16 protein-coding genes and 1 pseudogene are annotated in these 18,667 nt (G+C 38.3%); 16 read left to right on the top strand and 1 reads right to left on the bottom strand.

Going from position 1 to position 18,667, the window contains the following annotated elements; genetic code table 11:
* The first annotated feature begins 76 nt into the window (after positions 1 to 76).
* Positions 77 to 1,258, top strand: coding sequence for an IS701 family transposase (locus tag NSS60_RS10905; RefSeq protein WP_088223590.1), 1,182 nt, complete (start codon positions 77 to 79; stop codon positions 1,256 to 1,258).
* 182 nt (positions 1,259 to 1,440) lie between these two features.
* On the opposite strand, the gene NSS60_RS10900 is transcribed toward NSS60_RS10905, so the two are convergent.
* Complete coding sequence (locus tag NSS60_RS10900) at positions 1,441 to 2,319, bottom strand: IS982 family transposase (protein ID WP_088223411.1); 879 nt, start codon at positions 2,317 to 2,319, stop codon at positions 1,441 to 1,443.
* 483 nt (positions 2,320 to 2,802) lie between these two features.
* On the opposite strand from NSS60_RS10900, the gene NSS60_RS10895 reads away from it, so the two are divergent.
* From NSS60_RS10895 to NSS60_RS10830, 15 genes and pseudogenes are all read left to right on the top strand, one after another.
* A complete protein-coding gene (locus NSS60_RS10895) occupies positions 2,803 to 4,278 on the top strand; it encodes a SpaH/EbpB family LPXTG-anchored major pilin (RefSeq protein WP_004891590.1) in 1,476 nt (491 codons plus the stop codon).
* Between the two features lie 42 nt (positions 4,279 to 4,320).
* Positions 4,321 to 5,172 carry a class C sortase gene (locus NSS60_RS10890; protein WP_004891589.1) on the top strand — a complete coding sequence of 284 codons (852 nt, stop codon included), beginning with the start codon at positions 4,321 to 4,323 and terminating at the stop codon, positions 5,170 to 5,172.
* 36 nt (positions 5,173 to 5,208) lie between these two features.
* A complete protein-coding gene (locus tag NSS60_RS10885; protein ID WP_004891586.1) occupies positions 5,209 to 6,174 on the top strand; it encodes a Cna B-type domain-containing protein in 966 nt (321 codons plus the stop codon).
* A 94-nt stretch (positions 6,175 to 6,268) separates the two neighbouring features.
* Positions 6,269 to 7,435 (top strand): IS256 family transposase, encoded by a 1,167-nt coding sequence (locus NSS60_RS10880; protein ID WP_340720588.1) that lies wholly within the window; start codon positions 6,269 to 6,271, stop codon positions 7,433 to 7,435.
* 185 nt (positions 7,436 to 7,620) lie between these two features.
* On the top strand, positions 7,621 to 10,899 hold the full coding sequence (locus tag NSS60_RS10875; RefSeq protein WP_340720848.1) for a VWA domain-containing protein: 3,279 nt from the start codon (positions 7,621 to 7,623) through the stop codon (positions 10,897 to 10,899).
* 81 nt (positions 10,900 to 10,980) lie between these two features.
* Positions 10,981 to 11,289 carry a hypothetical protein gene (locus NSS60_RS10870; protein ID WP_004891577.1) on the top strand — a complete coding sequence of 103 codons (309 nt, stop codon included), beginning with the start codon at positions 10,981 to 10,983 and terminating at the stop codon, positions 11,287 to 11,289.
* Positions 11,273 to 11,746: a hypothetical protein gene (locus NSS60_RS10865; RefSeq protein ID WP_155116434.1), complete on the top strand. Its 474-nt coding sequence runs from the start codon at positions 11,273 to 11,275 to the stop codon at positions 11,744 to 11,746. Before NSS60_RS10870 ends, NSS60_RS10865 begins: the two co-directional genes overlap by 17 nt.
* Before the next feature lie 88 nt (positions 11,747 to 11,834).
* On the top strand, positions 11,835 to 13,010 hold the full coding sequence (locus NSS60_RS10860) for an ISL3 family transposase (protein ID WP_004891576.1): 1,176 nt from the start codon (positions 11,835 to 11,837) through the stop codon (positions 13,008 to 13,010).
* A gap of 154 nt (positions 13,011 to 13,164) precedes the next feature.
* Positions 13,165 to 14,376, top strand: coding sequence for an MFS transporter (locus tag NSS60_RS10855; protein WP_064213934.1), 1,212 nt, complete (start codon positions 13,165 to 13,167; stop codon positions 14,374 to 14,376).
* Between the two features lie 5 nt (positions 14,377 to 14,381).
* On the top strand, positions 14,382 to 14,546 hold the full coding sequence (locus NSS60_RS15000) for a flavoprotein (RefSeq protein ID WP_080601159.1): 165 nt from the start codon (positions 14,382 to 14,384) through the stop codon (positions 14,544 to 14,546).
* 77 nt (positions 14,547 to 14,623) lie between these two features.
* Complete coding sequence (locus tag NSS60_RS10850; RefSeq protein ID WP_340720847.1) at positions 14,624 to 15,553, top strand: Rpn family recombination-promoting nuclease/putative transposase; 930 nt, start codon at positions 14,624 to 14,626, stop codon at positions 15,551 to 15,553.
* A 35-nt stretch (positions 15,554 to 15,588) separates the two neighbouring features.
* Positions 15,589 to 15,654 (top strand): annotated as a pseudogene (locus NSS60_RS10845) (urease accessory protein UreG); the annotation flags it as partial.
* Between the two features lie 238 nt (positions 15,655 to 15,892).
* Complete coding sequence (gene iscB / locus NSS60_RS10840) at positions 15,893 to 17,173, top strand: RNA-guided endonuclease IscB (protein WP_340720846.1); 1,281 nt, start codon at positions 15,893 to 15,895, stop codon at positions 17,171 to 17,173.
* Between the two features lie 74 nt (positions 17,174 to 17,247).
* Entirely contained in the window at positions 17,248 to 18,063 is an 816-nt protein-coding gene (locus NSS60_RS10835) for an urease accessory protein UreD (protein ID WP_035018805.1), read from the top strand.
* Between the two features lie 23 nt (positions 18,064 to 18,086).
* Positions 18,087 to 18,635, top strand: coding sequence for an urease accessory protein UreH (locus tag NSS60_RS10830; RefSeq protein WP_340720845.1), 549 nt, complete (start codon positions 18,087 to 18,089; stop codon positions 18,633 to 18,635).
* Positions 18,636 to 18,667: the final 32 nt, after the last annotated feature.

The raw sequence follows: 18,667 nt of genomic DNA, 5'->3' as shown, positions 1-18,667 counted from the left end.
AAAAAGAAGACATGAACCCGATTCCTTGGTTAGAATAGATGTGCCAACAAACCATTCACAAGGAGGTTCATGTCTCATGAATAGATTAGCACATCATCAAGGAATTCACAAGTTTTTCACGATGTTAGGGTTGGCCCTTTATTTCTCGAAACCTGTGATGAAGCATCTCGTTCATATCGTGGATGCGATGATTACAAAGGGCTTTTCGGGAACACTGACCGATCTACATCACGGGAGTTTTCATCCGAACCATCGCACGACACTGAGCCATTTTTTCACGAAAAGCCCATGGGAGGAAGAGACGCTGCTTCGCAAACTCCAGCAGTGGGTGCTTCATCGTGTCGAACGCAGCTCGAAACGAGAGAATCAACCCATTTTTGTTTCGATCGATGATACGATTTGCCAAAAAACGAAGCCCTCGTCACGGGCAACACACGCCATTCAAGGGTGTGATTGGCACTATTGTCACGCAGAGAAAAAATCGATTTGGGGACATTCTCTCGTTTGGCTCATGGTTCATACGATGACTCAAGCGTTTCCTTTTGCCTTTCGCCTCTACGACAAGACGGCGGGGAAAAGCAAAGGGGAACTCGCGATCGAGATGCTTTCTTCGTTGGATGTGAGTCGCCCCGTTTATGTGCTCATGGACTCTTGGTATCCATCGAAAACCCTCGTGGGAGCCTGCTTGAAAAAAGGGTTCCACGTCATCGCGATGCTGAAGACGAATCGGATTCTCTATCCAAAAGGGACGGCCATTCAAGCAAAGGAATTTGCCAAATCTATGGAGCCACGGGATACCCGCCTCGTCACGGTGGGAAAAGAGCGTTATCGGGTGTATCGCTACGAAGGTGCTCTGAACGGTCTCAAGGATGCCGTGGTGCTGCTCGCATGGAAAGCCGATCAGCCGATGACGCCGAAACATCTTCATTGCGTCTTGAGCACCGATCGCGAGCTAAGCGATGAAGAGATCTTGCGCTACTATGCTGCACGTTGGTCGATCGAATGTTTTTTCCGTCAAGCGAAAGACCAGCTGAAACTCGATGGATACCGCGTTCGCGGGCGTCGGGCGGTGAAACGGTATTGGATCTTGGTGCAACTTGCGTATATGTACAGCATGTTCGAGTCGAACAGTGATTTTTCGGATGGGCTCGATCTCCTGCGCAAGAGAAAAGGACATAGCCTCGTGGAGTTCATTTACCGTGCAGCGAAACAAAATATTCCCATTGATACCGTGAAAAAACAGCTCCACGTGGCATAAGGGGTACCCTGTTTGTCTCTTTTTAAATGGTAATTATTGTGACGAAAATTGCTCAACTACAGTAAATACTTGAATAATAAAAGAAATGGGGTATAATATATTCAAACGGAAATTTGAATATGAAAGGGGGATAATGAATGAGTAAGAAAGATACATGTGAAACCCGTGGTGCTAGTTGAGCGCTAGCGCTCAACTAGCCCAAGTGTTACAAGTGAATACACCAACAATATGCCATCTAGTGCTACTTCAAATCCCGCAATCGAATTCGCACGAATGTCTGTGATACGATACTGGTCAACGAGGACAGAGAACACCGTTTCAATGACTTTCCGTTTTTGTTTGAGCCATTTCTCCCATGATTCAGATGGGCGGTGTTTCTGATTTTTGCGAGATGGAGTCCAAAAAGCGATTTGGTACGCTTCATACAACTTTTTTTGCAATTCGCTACTGATAAATCCTTTATCACCCAAATTAAAAGGATGAGGAATTTGGGTCATGACGGTTTCCGCTGCGGTTCGATCGTGACAGGACGCCTCCGTTACCACGTATCCCATGGGCAGTCCTTGGTCGGTCACTTGAAGATGAAGCTTAAACCCATAGTACCACTGCTGTTTCGACGCACAAAGCCCGATGTCCGCGATTCCTTGGAATCGTTTGACACGGTACATTCTTGCGGCATGGCACAACTCGAGTGGCATACTATCTACGACTGCATAGGCGTGGTGCTGCCCACGTTTGGCTAGCTCATGGCGAATCCATTTGATCGCAAAGCGTAGCGCTCGACAACGACGATTGTAGCGAGAACGTTCGAGAAAATGTCCATCCGTAAACAAGTTCCCAGTCACAAAGCGATGCCATGCACGTTCGGAAGAGAAGCCAAGCAGCTTCCCTAAAAGATGAATAGCAATGATTACCGCATCTTCTTGTTTCACCAAATGACGATTGCGACGTTGCAAATACATTTGAATCGATGGCAGTTGAGCAGAAACAAAGAAAAAAATGGCTGCATATTGTTTTTGAATCTTTGCTTGATCTGTAGTAAAATGAAAGTGCTCTTGCATGGGAATTCTCCTTTCGAATGTTGGTTGGCACTTCCATTCTACAGGACATCCACAAGCAAGGGCTATTTTTATGCTTACTCGAGTTTATCTAGCACCACGGGTAACAGTATTGAATTAGTAAGCGATTTATACGTAAACAAAAGTCTAAGATTATTGCCATTAAAAGTCTGATATTATTGACAGTGGTTCATCACCAAAAGATGTACTTGACTTTTAAAGACAAACATGATAGCAATGTTGCTCAAAGAGATGTGTGGTATAAAAAGGAAAAATGCTGTTTTGATTTTCTCTATCATAATCGTCTTTCTTTGTCAAGTACACTTTGTGGTGAAGAGCCTTGACAGTCAAAGTTAGAATTAAACCAAAAAATTTAAATGGAAGGAGGAGTTAAAAGACAATAATTAATGACAAATAAATCTATACGACATCAGTGTTTTATTACACAAATAAGAAACTAAAAATCAAGTCATAAGGAGGAAAAACATGACAAAAAAAATTAAAAGTTTACTAGGTATAATGATGGCACTAGCAATGATTCTATCAGCAGGCTTTGGAAGTTCAAAGGTATTAGCTGCTGGAGGTAATGGAGAAATTGAAGTAACAGGAACAACACAAGGTAAGAGTTATTCAATATATAAGATTTTTGACTTAACTCAAAGTGGAGAAAATGTTTCGTATACTATTGCAAAAGAATGGGAAGACTTTTTCACTAATGGTGCAGGTAAAGAATATATCGCTGATAAAAATAATGAACAAGGAAACCTAAATCCAATAGTAGTAAGCGGTGCTGTTAAGTATATAAATATAACCAACGAAAATATTGCTGACTTTGCAAAAGCTGCATTGGGTGAATTAAATAAGGAAAGTATAAAGAAAACTCAGACAAAAAAAGCATTAGGAGACTCGGTGACTTTTAGTGGATTAGAACTTGGTTACTATTTAGTACATCCAGAAGGAGCTACAGATAAAGCAGATGGCCAAAATTCAATTGTGTCTTTAACTTCAACAACTCCAAAAGCAGAAGTTAAAGTGAAAGCAACATATCCAACTGTAGAAAAGAAAGTGGATAAGCCAACAGCTGACATTGGACAAGAACTTACTTATACATTAACAAGTAAAGTTCCTGACACTACAGGATATAGTAAGTATACCTTTAAAATGAAAGATACATTATCAAAAGGGCTAACTTTTATTTCTAAACCTGAGGAAGTAACAGTAACAATTGGTAGTGACCCTATTGAAGAACATGTAACAAAAAAAATAAATGGGCAAGTCTTAGAAGTATCTTTTGATATGTTACAACTACAAGATAAAGTAGGTCAAACAATTACGATAACATATAAGGCAAAACTAAATAAAGATGCAGTGATTACAGATAAAGCTAATCCAAACGAAGTTACTCTTGAATATAGTAACGATCCAAAAGATCCTGAATCAACAGATACAACAAAAGATAATGAAAAAGTGTTTACAGCTAAAGTTATAGTAAATAAAGTTGATGGAAAAGACCAAAAAGCTTTAGAGGGTGCAAAATTCAAGTTAAAAAATGACCAAGGTAAATATTATAAAGTTGATGAGTCAACTAAAGAAGTAACTTGGGTTGACAAAGAAGAAGCAACAGAAGTTGAAACAAAAATCGGAACTGATGGAAAAGCAACTGCTTCTTTTGAAGGTTTAGCTGCTGGAACATATTATTTGGTAGAAACTAAAGCACCAGAAGGATATAACCTATTAACAGAAGAAAAAGTAGTAGAAATTAAAGTGACTAAAGAAAATGAAACTGTTACTGCTATTATAGATGGTCAAGCAACAGTTGAAAATAATTCAGGTGTAGAACTTCCAGGAGTTGGTGGTATGGGTACAACCCTATTTACAATTTTAGGTGGAGGAGTTATCTTAATCGCTCTATTTGGTCTTGCAAAAGGAAAAGTAAAAAAAGGAAAGGAGCTAAAAATTTGAGTAGAGGTGGACTTACCACCTCTACTTAAATAATAGTTAATTATGAAAAAAAGCAAATCAATTTTTTTTCGCGTTCTTTTATTAATAGGTTGTAGTATTTTCTTCTACCCTACTATTAGTGATTATGTCAATAGCATCACTCAATCCAGAGCGATTGTTGAATACCAAGAAGCACTAAGTCAGCTCGAAGGGATGGAGATAGAGAAAATAAAAGAAAAGGCGGATAAGTACAATCAAAATTTATTAAAGATAGAACATCCCTTATCCAACCCTCTTTCACTCAAAGGATATAAAGAAAACCTGGATCCTTTTAAAAACGGAATGATGGGAACGGTAATCATAGACAAAATAAATGTCAACTTACCTATTTACCATGGTGTCAACGAGGGGGTACTCCAAGTAGGAGTTGGACACCTTCCGGGATCTTCTTTACCGGTAGGAGGCAAAGGCACACATGCTGTAATTACAACTCATAGTGGACTGCCATCGGCTAAATTATTTACTGATTTAAATAAACTGAAAATAGGTGATGAATTTACCTTATCTGTCTTAGGGGATAATTTAACCTATAAAATAAATCAAATTATTACTGTTTTACCAAAAGAAGTAGAAGCCTTAAAAATTGAAGAAGATAAGGACTATGTAACCATGGTTACATGCACACCCTATGGAATAAATACTCATAGGCTTTTAGTAAGAGGAGAAAGAGTAATAAAAGATACAAATCATAAAGAAGCAAAAACTCTTGAAAAAGCAGAAAAAAGTATAAAAACACATCTAATTAAGATGATATTTTTCTTGATTGTATTCCTTATTATTCTATTTACTATTATAAAAGATTTAATATCTTTGATAATAAATAGGAAAAAGCATAAAAACCAAGATAAAAATTAAAAATTTGCTTAAAGCAAGATTTATTGGTGGTGAAAGATGAATAAAACTAAAAAAATCCTACCATTATTTCTTATGTGCTTAATATTAAGTCTTATTATATTTCCTTCAAAGATTTTAGCAAGTAGTGAGTTTGATGCAAACAAAGACGTTGAGTTTACTATCGACTATCAGAATGAAGGTAAAAGATTATCTAATGCGGAATTTGACATATATAAAGTGGCAGATGTTGATAAAGATTTAAACATTAAACTTACAGAGGAATTTAGTAAATATCCTGTGGATTTAACAAAATTAAATCAAGATGGTTGGAACGATTATGCTCTGACTCTTAAGGGATATGTACAAAGTGACGGGGTAAAACCCTTACAGACAGGAATAACTGATGCCAAAGGAATTTACAAAACAAAACTAAAAGCAGGCTTGTATCTTGTTATCGGTAAAAATCTAACTTTGGATAATTATATATATGAGTCTAGTCCTTTTCTAGTATTACTACCTAATGTCGAAAAAGAAACAGGAACATGGAATTATGATGTTATCTCAAAGCCAAAGACAACAAGAAATGAAAAAATCATAAAGGAAGTATCTAAAAAAGTCATTAAGATTTGGAAAGATAAAGGATTTGAAAACTTACGTCCTAAAGAAATAGAGATTGAACTATTAGGAAACGGGAAGCTAAGAGAGACCATAGTTTTAAGTGAAAAAAATAATTGGCAACACACATGGCATAAATTAGACGAAAGTGTTAATTGGACATTGGTAGAAAAAGGCGTGGATAAAGGAAAATATAAAGTATCTATAAGTGAAGAGGGGGATACTTTTATAGTTGAAAATACCTATATACCACCTAAAAGACCACCAAAAGAACCACCCAAAAAAACAAAAGAACCCTTGCCACAAACGGGTCAGTTATGGTGGCCGGTGTATACACTAGTTGGTCTCGGCTCAGTCATGATTGTGTTAGGCTTTATTCAAAATAGAAGAAAGAAGGATGATGTATAAAATTTTGTGTAAAGCATTTTGCTAGGCAAAAAGAAAAAAGGTAGGGTATTCTCTGATTTGAACCAAAAATCTTAGAGAAAGGAGTACCCTACCTATGTCTAAAAGTATACCGAATGTAGACTGGGCAAATCAACTGGAAAGTGTCATTCGTCAGTTTGTAAAGGAAAAATTAGAACTGATCATGCGGGAAGAAATCAAACATTTCCTCGAAATCGAACAGGCCGGAACATCGAATATGAGAAACGGCTACTATCAACGAAATCTAGATACGCAATATGGCCGAATTGAAGGCCTTTTGGTCCCAAGGGATCGAAATGGGGAATTTCAAACGCAGCTGTTTGCCCCTTACCAACGTCATACTGGTTGGCTCGAGGAAGCCGTCATCAAAATGTATCAAAGTGGCATGAGTACGAGGGAAATTGGCAAGTTTATCGAACGAATTTTAGGAAATGCCTATTCTCCAACGACAATCAGTCGTATTACCGATGTAGTGAAGGAAGACATCGAGAAATGGCACAATCGTCCTCTACATCAGCGTTATTCGGTTTTATATTTGGATGGTTTATACGTAAAACTTCGTCGCGAAACCGTGGAGAAAGAAGTCATTTATGTGGTGTTAGGGGTGAACGAAGAAGGATATCGCGAAATTCTTGATTTCTTTGTGGGAGGACAAGAAAGCGCCTATGTATGGCAGGAAATCCTTCAACACCTCTATCAAAGAGGCGTCAAGGAAGTGCTTCTGGGCGTATTCGATGGACTACCGGGGTTGGAGGAAGCCTTTAAGGCGGTTTATCCGAAAGCCGATGTGCAGCGTTGTGTCGTTCACAAAGTCCGTAACACCCTCAGCCGTGTTCGGAAAAAAGATCAATTTGAAGTGGCAGAGGATCTCAAACTGATTTATCGCGCGCCGAATAAGGAGATGGCGTTACAAATGTTTCAACAGTTTGAGTCGAAATGGTCCAGCAAGTATCCGAGAGAAGTTCAATCTTGGGCCAATGAGTTGGATGTCCTCCTTACATTTATGGATTATCCAAGCAGTATTCGAAGTGTGATTTATACGACGAATGCCATTGAACGAACGATCAAGGAAATTCGGAAACGCCTAAAACCGATGAACAGTTTGAATAGTTTAGAAGCCGCTGAAAAAATCGTGTATTTGACCATTCAAGATTTTAATGAGAAATGGGCAGGGCGAAAGTTGCGAGGATTTGCCGAAGCGCATGAAGCCCTTCAACGAATGTTTGAAGAACGTTACAATTAACCAAATATTGTAAATAAACAAAATAAGGGGATTCTCCCTTTCCACACAAGAGACTGAATATTCAGTCTCTTGTGTGGAGGAAACCAGTCTCCCCTCTATTCTAAATCTATTTCAGAGATACCCTATCTATTTTACATTACACAAAATTCTTGACGGTACCGAAAGAACCGAAAGAAGGTGGATGAATGAAAATTAAAATTAAAATGAAAAAAATTATATCGATAGTTTTAGCGTTGCTAATATTATTTTCAAATTCCCCTCTTTCTCTAGCTATGGGTAAAGATTCTTTTGATGAGAATACAAAAGAAAGTAATTCAATTGTTACAACAAACACACAAGAAATAAAAAAAGGCTCATTAGACGAAAAAAAGAGTGAGAGTAATTCACTAGATGAATTTATTCAGCTTGAAAAGAGTTTATCAGGTAATAAGAAAATTACTATTGAGGGGTTGAGAAAAGACTTTTCAGAATTAGAAGGTGAAATACAGCTTGAGGTAAAAGAACTTAATCCAAACAATGGGAAAGATAAAGAGCAAATTGAAATTATCGAGACAGAGATGGAAAAATTTATTCCTGAAAAAAGTGATTCCATTAAGATCAATTGGCATCATTATGATATAAGCATCTTGTTAGATGGGGAGGAAATTGAACCTGTTAATAAGTTAAGGGTGTCCTTCTCAGGTTTTGATACTACTGATCTTGATGATGCTACAAAGGAAGTAAAGGTTCTTCATCTGAATGAATTAACAAATGAGGTAGAAGATAAGGAAATTGAAATTGGGGAAAACGGAGTTATAGAAGCTGAATTTGATAGCTTCTCTCCTGTGACAGTTGTTGAAGTAATAGCAGATCATCCCTCTACTCTTAAGGCAACAGACTTTGTTAATGATGTTAAGCACTATATAGAATATGCTCCCGGTTCTCTTGGAAAAGCAGTAATAGACTCTTCTCAAATACTGAATCCAGGTCGTACTTCCGATGCCTTTGGTAATATAGTTCTTGAACATGGCCAAGTTATAACAAAGAAAACAGCAACACCTGTTAAGGGAAAGGTTAATACTTGGGATATTACTGTTCGTGTAGAAGGTAGGGACAACATACCTGATACTACAGATGTTGTTCTAGTTCTTGATAATTCATATAGTATGTATAAAAACAAACTAGCTGATGGACGAACTCGTTTTCAAGCGGCACAAGAGGCTGCTAAGAAATTTGTTGATATAGCACTGAATGAAAATCCTAACTTAAGAATTGCTATAGTAGTTTATAATGGTGAGGTAACGATAATCTCTGGGGATATTAAACAACCATTTTCACAAGACAAACAAGCACTATATTCAAATATTGATGCGATTAAAAAACCGCCTTCATTTGACCCAGAGAAGAAAGGGGGAACTTTTACTCAAGCAGCTATTAAACAGGCTGGTGAAATTTTAAAAGGTTCTTCAGCAGATAATAAGCACATGGTGCTTATGACTGATGGTTTTCCGACTTTTAGTTATGACTTAGATTCTTCATCTTGGGATGAGAAAATAGAACAAACAGAATTATATTACCAGCCAGGTGGTCCTTTTAATATAAAGGATCTTTATAAAAAGACTAAATACTACAGACTACCTGAAGATGAAAGTAAGATTCAATTTAATTACAATAATAGGGTAGGTTTGGGAACTGAAAATATGTCGTCAGCAGCATATAAGACTCTGAAAGTTAATAAGAATATACGAAATGTTTACTGGTATACCTATGGAGAATATAAAACAGGTACTAAAGATCCGAATAATATAGACCTAACTGTACAAGCTCATCGTTATCATGTGGACGGTGAGAACTTTGCAAGAGAATACAGATATTCACATCAAAAATCAACTGTTTTAGAAGCTAAAAGATTAAGAGAAGACCCAAACATAGGTTTGGATACTTTGTATGCTGTAGGTGTTGGCTTTGAAACCTATACTGGACAAGCATTGGAAATTGCTGTTAGAACGCTAAGCGAAATTGCTGATTCTGGAAAGTTTTATGATGTTAGAAATGAGGAGCGATTGACAGATACCTTTAAAGAAATAGCAAAAACTATTAGTATCAAAAGTGCTATGCGTGACTTCAAAATCGTTGACATCATGGGTAAAGGCTTTACGGTAACAGATGAGTCAAAAATAAAAGTAAGTGAAGGGAAAATAAGTTTTGATCGAAATTCAGAAACAATAAATTGGGATATAGGAACTGTAACTAAGAGTGTGGCTGCAAAAAGTGACGTAAGATATGCAGAATTAACTTATAGAATTGAAATCAACGATGATATTCTAACTCTACCAGGTGCAAAGACTAATCAACACGAGAAGTTTATTACCAATGCCGTAACTGATTTGACTTATACAGATATTAAGGATGAGAAGAAGACCGTATCAATTGATTCTCCAAAGGTAGATCCAGTTCTTTTGAAGGTTAAAAAGGTCTTATTAGATATTAATGGAAAATTATTAAATGAAGATATAACATTTACAATTAATGTTACTAATGATTTGAAGACCTACGATGAAAGCCATGTATTAAGTCCAAATGAAGATTATAAGTGGCGTACTACTCTGAGAGATGAGGGAACCTACTCGGTTGATGAAATAGCTACTCCAGAAAAAAACTATATTACGACTATTAAGATTGATGGAGAAGAAACTAGTAAGTTCTTGGTAAATCATGAAGGTGATATTCCGAGAGGAGATGTTAATATTGAGGTTATAAATCAGGAATTAGGAGGCTATGAACTGCCAACAACTGGTGGATCAGGAAATACTATATTCAGATTAACTGGGCTTTTAGTGTTAGCCATTGCCTTAATCATCCCTTATAGAAAGAGACAATTTAGAATGCGAAAGGTAAATAAGTTTTTCTTATTTGGTACTATCTGTATTTTAGCAGGACTTGTACTTTTTTCTAAAAACTTATGGGAAGATTATCAGGTTGGAAAAGAAACCGAGATTATCAAAGAAAGGCTTGAAGAAAAGAAGGTCACAAAAATTGAAAAACCAATTGATGATAGACCTGATTATGTTAAAAACCCGTATATGGAAATGCCAAAAACAACGATTGATGGCAATGACTATATCGGATATGTAATTATACCGAGCTTAGAGCTGGAACTTCCGGTTCTGAGCTCTTGGTCTTATCCTAAGCTTAAGATCGCCCCGGCAAGATATGAGGGATCGGTATACCTAAATAATATGATCCTGTTAGCACATAACTATAAAGCCCATTTTGGCAAGCTTCATCGATTAAATATTGGAGATATCATTCAATTTAAAGATATGAATGACAATCTTTTCGATTTTACTGTAGAAAAGAAAGAAGAGTTAGATGAAATACAAGTTGAAGAGATGGTCTCTGGAGATTGGGACTTAACATTATTCACTTGCACTCTAAGTGGTGAAGCAAGAACAACTATACGATGTAAAAGAATTGAAAAATAGGCAATAATTTTTCTTCATATATCATTGTAGAAATAAAATTTAAGAGAGGTTATATTTTGAAAAGAGAAAATTTTTGTAGATATGACATCAAACAAAGCAAAAGAAATAAATAAAAAAGATAAACTTGTAGGAAAAAGGTTTGGAAAATTAAAAGTATTATCTGTTTATAAAAAAGGCAAGTACAAAAAATGTAAATGTATTTGTGATTGTGGAAATACTACTGATGTATACTATAGCAATCTTGTTTCAGGAAGAACAGTAAGTTGCGGTTGTCGAGGGGCAGAGATTGCTAATAGCTATAAAAACATAGTAGGGGAAATATATCACGATCTTATAGTCGAAGAGAAGACTGAAAAACGTGAAGATGGCTTAATTGTTTGGAAAATGTAGATGTCTTAAATGTGGAAAATATATTGAAGCCACTAAAAAGCAACTGGACAGAGGATATGTCAAAGACTGTGGGAATCATAAATATGAAGACTTATTGGGACAAAAAATCGGAGAACTTACAGTTATCTCATTTGATAAAAATAGAGAAAAATATCTTTGCCAATGTTCTTGCGGTAAGTCCACTTATGTATCCAGATCTAATTTAATCAGCAGGCATACACTTATTAGTTGTGGTCATCTTGGTAATGACCGAAAATATAACTATGTAGACGGAGCTTTACCATACCTATTAACAGGAAAAGTTCCATCAAATAATACCAGTGGTGTAAAAGGCGTTAGTCAAACTAAAAGTGGCAAATGGGTTTCTTATATTACCTTAAGAAAAAAGAGATATACACTGGGAACATTTAAGAAAAAAGGCTCTTCACCACAAGTTGTACTTGATCATTTAAGGTAGGTGTGCATAGAGGAAATAGAGGGTACAAAAAATGCGAATTTTCCTGTATGGTAAAGGTGACCAAACCAAACCATGGAGGGAAATTCGCATGTACTCTCAGTTTATCAAAGAACTCATCGATTTACCAGATGTTTTGATTCAAAAGGTGCGGAAAGAAGGGGAACGTTGGATTTTCGAACTTTCTCTACCCGAACAATGCCCGTTATGTCCTGTCTGCTTGAAGCGCACGATCAAAATGACAGACAAAAAGAAGCAATGGATGCATGGCTATGCTCAGCGAATCGGAATTTTTTGGATCGAACTTCCTGTCGAGCGCAGACGTTGTAGCACGTGTGGCGTGACGTTCAGCACGTCGTATCCAGCCATCTCTCCTCGAAGTGTGGCGACGGATGCTTTTCAGCGATGGGTCGCGCAATCTTGCATCGGAACATCCATTCAGGCGGTGGCTCGTATGCTCAAGCTTCCTTACACGACCGTTGAACGCTGGTTTTATACCCATGCCCCTTCCTTCCTATCGAATGACGTCCAACCAAAGGCGGTTTGTGTCGATGAGTTTGCTTTTCGAAAAGGGCACGACTATGGAGTGGCGATCATGGATGCCGAAACGGGAGAAGTGTATGCCATGGAAGCAGGAAAGAACGAGGAAGCCATTGGGCGTGCATTGGCTCATGTGTCTCGTTCCGTTCAGTATGTCGTGAGTGACTTGACTCCAGCGATGAAAAAAGCGATTCAACGGGTTTGCCCAGAGGCGACACATGTCGTCGACTATTTCCATGTCATTCAGCTGTTTACCGATGCTTTAGAACGTTGTCGCAAATATTTGGGCAAAGGAGGCAAGAAACACGGAAATGTTCGTTACGTTTGCCGTTTATTGAGCCAATGTCCAGAGAAATTGACGGAGGAAGAACGTCAAATCATACGAGAATGGTGTAATGAAAGCGATTACTTAAAGTCTGTTTACCAATCGCTCCAACATGTTCGCTATGTGTTCAAAAGCAAAGATGAGCAACAGGCGAAACGTCGTTTGAACGCCTGGGTTCATCGGTATTTGTTTTGTCCTTGTTCTGCTGTTCGCGCCATCGCAAAATCACTCGTCAAACGAACAGACGAAATCATATCGTGCATTTTATCCCCTTATTCAAATGGGAAAATGGAGGGAACAAATAACAAGATCAAGCTGATGAAACGTCGGGGATACGGATACAGAAATATCCAGCGTTTTGCATTGCGGGTTCGGCTAGAAACAGCTAACATACTTTCATGACAGGTGCAAGTACAACTTTTGGTGATGAACCTAATTATTGTAATAATTGTAATATAATGAATCTTTAGTTATATTAAAACCGCCCCTTATCCTATGTTTTGATTTTGTTCTGTTTCACAAGTGCATTACATGCCTAGTCTCAATCTTTCTAAGGGTGATCATTTTGAACGCTACAAAATTTTGTATAGCAACGTTTCTTTCAAACTTGGGGGATGTCATATACAGTGTTGTTATAGCTTGGTATATTGCTGATGTTTTACAATCAGGTTTTTTGATGGGAGCAGTTTTATTTTCCCTAGGTTTGTCGAGATTTATTGCTGGGCTTCTTTGCGGACCGGTTATTGATCGAATAGGGGCAAAGTTGTTTCTGTGGTTGTCAGACATGATAAGGGCAATCATTGTGTTAGTTTTGGCTATTCTGTTATGGGATCATACTATCTCTTTTGTAATTCTCATAATGGTCTCCGTTTTGTTTGGAGCGATTGATGCTTTTTATTGGTCAGCCTCAGAATCAATAAAGCCAAGATTAGTCGCTACTGAATATTTGAGTCGTCTCAATAGTCAATACTTCACTGTTGTAAGAACAACGATCATTTTGGGACCTTTAATCGCCGCTTGGACGGTTGAATCAATCTCAATAGAACATTCCTTGATAGCCATTTCTATCTTATATGTATTTTCAACTTTTTTAATTTTGTTTATTGACTCTAAAAATAGTCATCTTGAAAATATGAACGATAATAATGACAAAACTTCTTACTTTTCGGATTTAAGACTTGGTTTTAGTTTTTTGAATAGACAAAAAATGATTTTTTATTTGGTTATAACTATGTTTTTTGTAAATATTGGAGCAAACGGGGTTAATGTATTGTTCCCTTTTTTAGCTAAAAATGTTAGTGATGATGCTAAGTATTTAGGATATATATATTCATCGATGTCAATGGGAAGTTTGTTAACTGGTTTAATCTTTTCAGTTAAAAGCATTCACAGGGTTGAATTGAAGATTATTTATTTATCTTTTCTTTTACAAGCTACTGGTATTGCCGCACTATGTTTCACCCGAAATTTTTTGATTATTCTAATTTTTGTTTTTGTAATTGGCTTAATTACTGGTTTTATAGGAGTCCTTATACCTACTTTTGTTCAACGTTCTGTACCTATTCATTTATTAGGAAGAGTTAATAGTATTATGATGGCGATTTCAATGCTTTCAACGCCAGTAGCCCAGTTTATTTTTGGGGTCAGTGTCGATTATTTCAATATAAAATATCTTTTCTTCATTGCAGGTGCTTTGGGTATAGTTACTAGTTTATCTTCGTTATTAATTAATGAGAGAAAAGGTACGCCAAGAGAAACTGTAATGTAAAGGAGGTGTTAAGCTTGAATATATTAGTTGGCGTTACAGGTTCTTCAGGAGTTGTTGAACTACCTATGTATTTACGAGTTTTTAGAGAAAAACTAGATGCTAACATTAGACTAGTTTGTACATCGAACGTTCAGAAATTTATTGCGAACGGTGCCAGGCACTGTTCGTAAATTTTCCACTTTTGCATTTCCCTTATTTCCCGATTTTAATCAAATTGTCCCTTATATTCTACGAAAGGATGATTTGTATGCAATACCTCGATTTAAAAATGGATTTTATGTTTAAACAACTGTTCGGCCACCCAAGCAGAAAGTCAATCACGATGGCGTTTTTAAATGCGTTGCTACATCGGACTGGAGATGATCGCATCATCGACGTACAGTTTGAAAACACCGAACTAACGAAAGAAACAGAAGACGGTAAGACTGGACGGTTAGATGTCATCGTTCGCACAAACCGCGGCGAGCGCATTCACGTTGAAATTCAAATCATCCCACAATACGGTATGCCCGAACGGCTATTGTATTACTGGGCAAGGTTGTTTTCATCTTCACTATCGAAAGGAGAACGGTACGACATTCTCCCTCCAACGATTATGATCGCCATCTTAAATTATCCCCTTTTCCCACATGAAACAGATCGCTTCCATACCGTTTTTCACATTCGTGAAGACGAAGAACAGTTTCTTTGGAGCCATCACCTTGAATTTCATGTACTCGACTTGTCACAATTTATGGTAAAATGGAAGAAATATCGGAGAGAAGTGAAACAGTCACCGGAATGGCCATGGCTAACGATGTTGTCGGCTGTCGATGGACGAACGAAAAAAATGGATGAAGAGATGTTTCGCGAATTGGAGGGAATCGCGATGACAGAACAAGACATTTTAGAGGCGTTAGAAGAATGGCAAAGTTTAAGCGTTGACCCCGAAAACCGTTACGCGTACGAAATGCGGCTGAAATGGCTCCTTGATCAACTCTCAAACATTCGCGGCAGTCGGGAAGAAGGAAGACAAGAAGGATTGAAAGAAGGATTGAAAAAAGGATTAGAACAAGGTCGAGAAGAAGGGAAAAATGAAACGATTCGAAAAATGGTCGAAAAAGGAATGAGTATAACAGACGTTGCCCATATTCTCGACATGACAGAGGAGGAAGTACGGGAGCGGTTGGGAGATTAGCGAACGGTGTCCAAAAGGTGCCAGGCACTGTTCGTAAAAGCGGCGGCGATAATTTGGCCGCCACATTCAGTCCGGAGCTCGTTGACTTCTCTATTTATGTCAACAACCCAATGACTAAAGTCATGGGCTTGTAAGCCCCATGTTGACCAGACCAAGGCTTGAAACAGAGCCTACGTTATAGATGTCATGACACGTTCGGGTGCTTCTCCAGCCCGTTCCTCTGTCGTGCAAGGTTAAACAAGCGTGGTGGGTAGCGCTAGTGTCTTGCACATAACAAGCATCTATAACATGGTCGAGGAGAATATGACCTGCTTTATGCAGAGGAAAGGGGAGAACCCTATGGTTTTTGTGTTAGACACAAACAAACGTCCGCTTGCTCCTTGTCACGAAGCAGTTGCAAGAAAGCTGTTGAAACAAGGGAAGGCGGCGATTTACAGGCGATTTCCATTTACCATCATCTTGAAAAAATCAGTAGACGAATCAGAAATTAAAGCAACATATCGGCTAAAAATCGACTATGGAAGCAGGCATACAGGATTAGCGATTTTGCGAGGACAAGAAGTGGTATGGTTAGGGCAACTTGACCATCGCACAGACATCAAGGAAAGAATAGATAAAAGGCGTGCTTTTCGTCGAGCAAGACGAAATCGAAAAACAAGATACAGAAAACCACGCTTTCTGAACCGCAAGCGAAAGGAGGGGTGGTTGCCGTCATCACTAGAGAGTCGTGTGCAAAATATCCAAACATGGGTTAACCGCCTAAAGAAGTTATGCCCCATTGGGTATATATCATACGAAAATGCCAAATTCGACACGCAACTCATGCGAAATCCTGAAATCAATGGTGTAGAGTATCAACAAGGCACGCTACAAGGATATGAAGTACGGGAGTATTTGCTTGAAAAGTTTGGGCGGAAGTGTTGTTATTGCGGAAAAGAAAATGTTCCACTTGAAGTGGAGCATATCATTCCAAAATCGAGAGGTGGAACAGACCGAGTGGATAACCTATGTCTTGCCTGTCATGACTGTAATCAGCGCAAAGGAAGTAAGACAGCAGAAGAATTCGGGTATCCGCACATTCAAAAGCAAGTCAAAGAAACATTAAAGGATACAAGTGCTATCAACTCGACAAGATGGAAAGTGTATGAAGTGTTAAAGCAGACAGGATTAGATGTCGAGTGTGGAACAGGTGCACGAACAAAAATGAATCGTATTCGTTTAGACTTGCCGAAAACACATTATTTTGACGCTTGTTGTGTAGGCGAAAGCACACCAAATCACTTATATTTCAAAACAAAAGAAGTGTTATTCATTAGAGCAAAGGGGCGTGGTAGTCGTTCACGCACAAACCTAGATAGATATGGCTTCCCAAGAGGTTATCTTGCAAGACAAAAGTTCTTCTTTGGCTTCCAAACAGGGGACATGGTTAAGGCTGTTGTCCCAAGAGGGAAATATCAAGGCGTTTGGTTTGGCGAAGTCGCATGTAGAAAGACTGGAAGTTTCGATATTAAAGGCAAGGACGGAAAGCGTATCGCACAAGGAATAAATTATAGATATGTCCAAGTCATTCAGCGATTTGACGGATATGCTTATGGAAAGGGGGTGGCGGAACTTGCGTAAGGTGCAATTCCTCCCCGTGCCTAAAGGCAGGGGCTTCCTTGCGTAAGTTTCGTGATGTTGGTAGGGTTAGAAGAATGAGCTGGTCAGGACTGTTGCAGTGTACGGCTGTGGAGAAAAACGGCCGTACGGTTATTTCCGATTGCTATTATGAAGGAGCGTTGAAGTTGACCCGGCCGGTATACCTTCACCCGTCTCAGCCGACGATTTACTTGATTCATGTAGGGGGAGGGTATGTAGACGGGGATCGATATAAAACGGAAATAATGTTGCAAGAAGGAGCACATCTGATTGCCACCACCCAATCGGCAACGAAAATATACAAGACAGTCAAGGTGCCGGTACAACAATATACGTCAGCTTACTTGGATGATCAAAGTGTGCTCGAATTTTTTCCCGATCCAGTCATTGCTTATGAAAAAGCTCAATTTTATCAAGAAATGACCGTTTATATGAAAGAAAGTTCTACATTTATTTATGGGGATATTATTACGCCAGGGTGGTCAGAAAGTGGCGAGTTGTTTCGCTACGATTGGATCCGCTCTAAATTAAAGATATATTATGAGGACAATTTAAAGTTGTTTGATCATCTCTATTTAGAGACAAGCACAGGGATGACAGGAATTTTTCAGATGGAAGGATATACTCATTTTGGTTCGCTTTTTGTGATTAGCCCTTTTATGACACAGGATCTTCTTCAAAAATTTGAATCGATGGCAGCGCGTTTTCCTGCTTCTGTACACCTTGGCTGGTCCATCCCTATGATCCCTGGATTGGTTATTCGTGTTTTGGCCCATGAAACGCATGCTATTGAAACGATTTTTCAAATGATTCATCAGTTTATTCGCGAAGAATGTTTTCAAGAGGAACCTATTTTTCTGCGAAAGTACTAAAAAGATAAGGAGATGGAGTGTTGGTGAGTACCGTATTACCGATTTTACTTTTTGGATTTGTCTTAGGCATCAAACATGCAACCGAACCGGATCATGTCATTGCTGTATCCACCATTGCCAGCCGAACAAATAAGCTTTCGCTTTCATCGCTTGCAGGGGTTTTTTGGGGGATCGGCCATACCGTAACCCTGTTTGTCATTGGCATGGTTATAATAGGGATGGAGCAACAAATACCAGAAACCACAGCAATGTGGCTGGAACTAATCGTTGGAGTGATGATCGTAGTCTTAGGAATTACAAGCTTTCGTTCCGCTTATATGATTCCTATTAGAAAAGAAATGAATATAAACCATCTGCATTTAAAGTCGACCTTAATTGGAATTATTCATGGATTAGCCGGCAGTGCCGGGATGGTGCTTTTAACGTTAACAACTGTTGATAATCGATGGCAGGCGCTGCTGTTTATACTCATATTTGGCGTAGGAACGATCATTGGCATGATGTTATTCACTACTTTTCTAGGGCTTCCGTTCATCTGGATGAAACAGAAGCGTAACTATTCACTCCGATAGTAGTATGTAAAGAAGCGCAACACAAATAGGGC

The organism is Anoxybacillus sp. FSL W8-0382 (assembly GCF_038003845.1).
Classification (GTDB): Bacteria; Bacillota; Bacilli; order Bacillales; family Anoxybacillaceae; genus Anoxybacillus; species Anoxybacillus flavithermus_G.
Note: the sequence above shows the minus strand (reverse complement) of the source record. Positions and strands in the feature narration are given on the sequence as shown.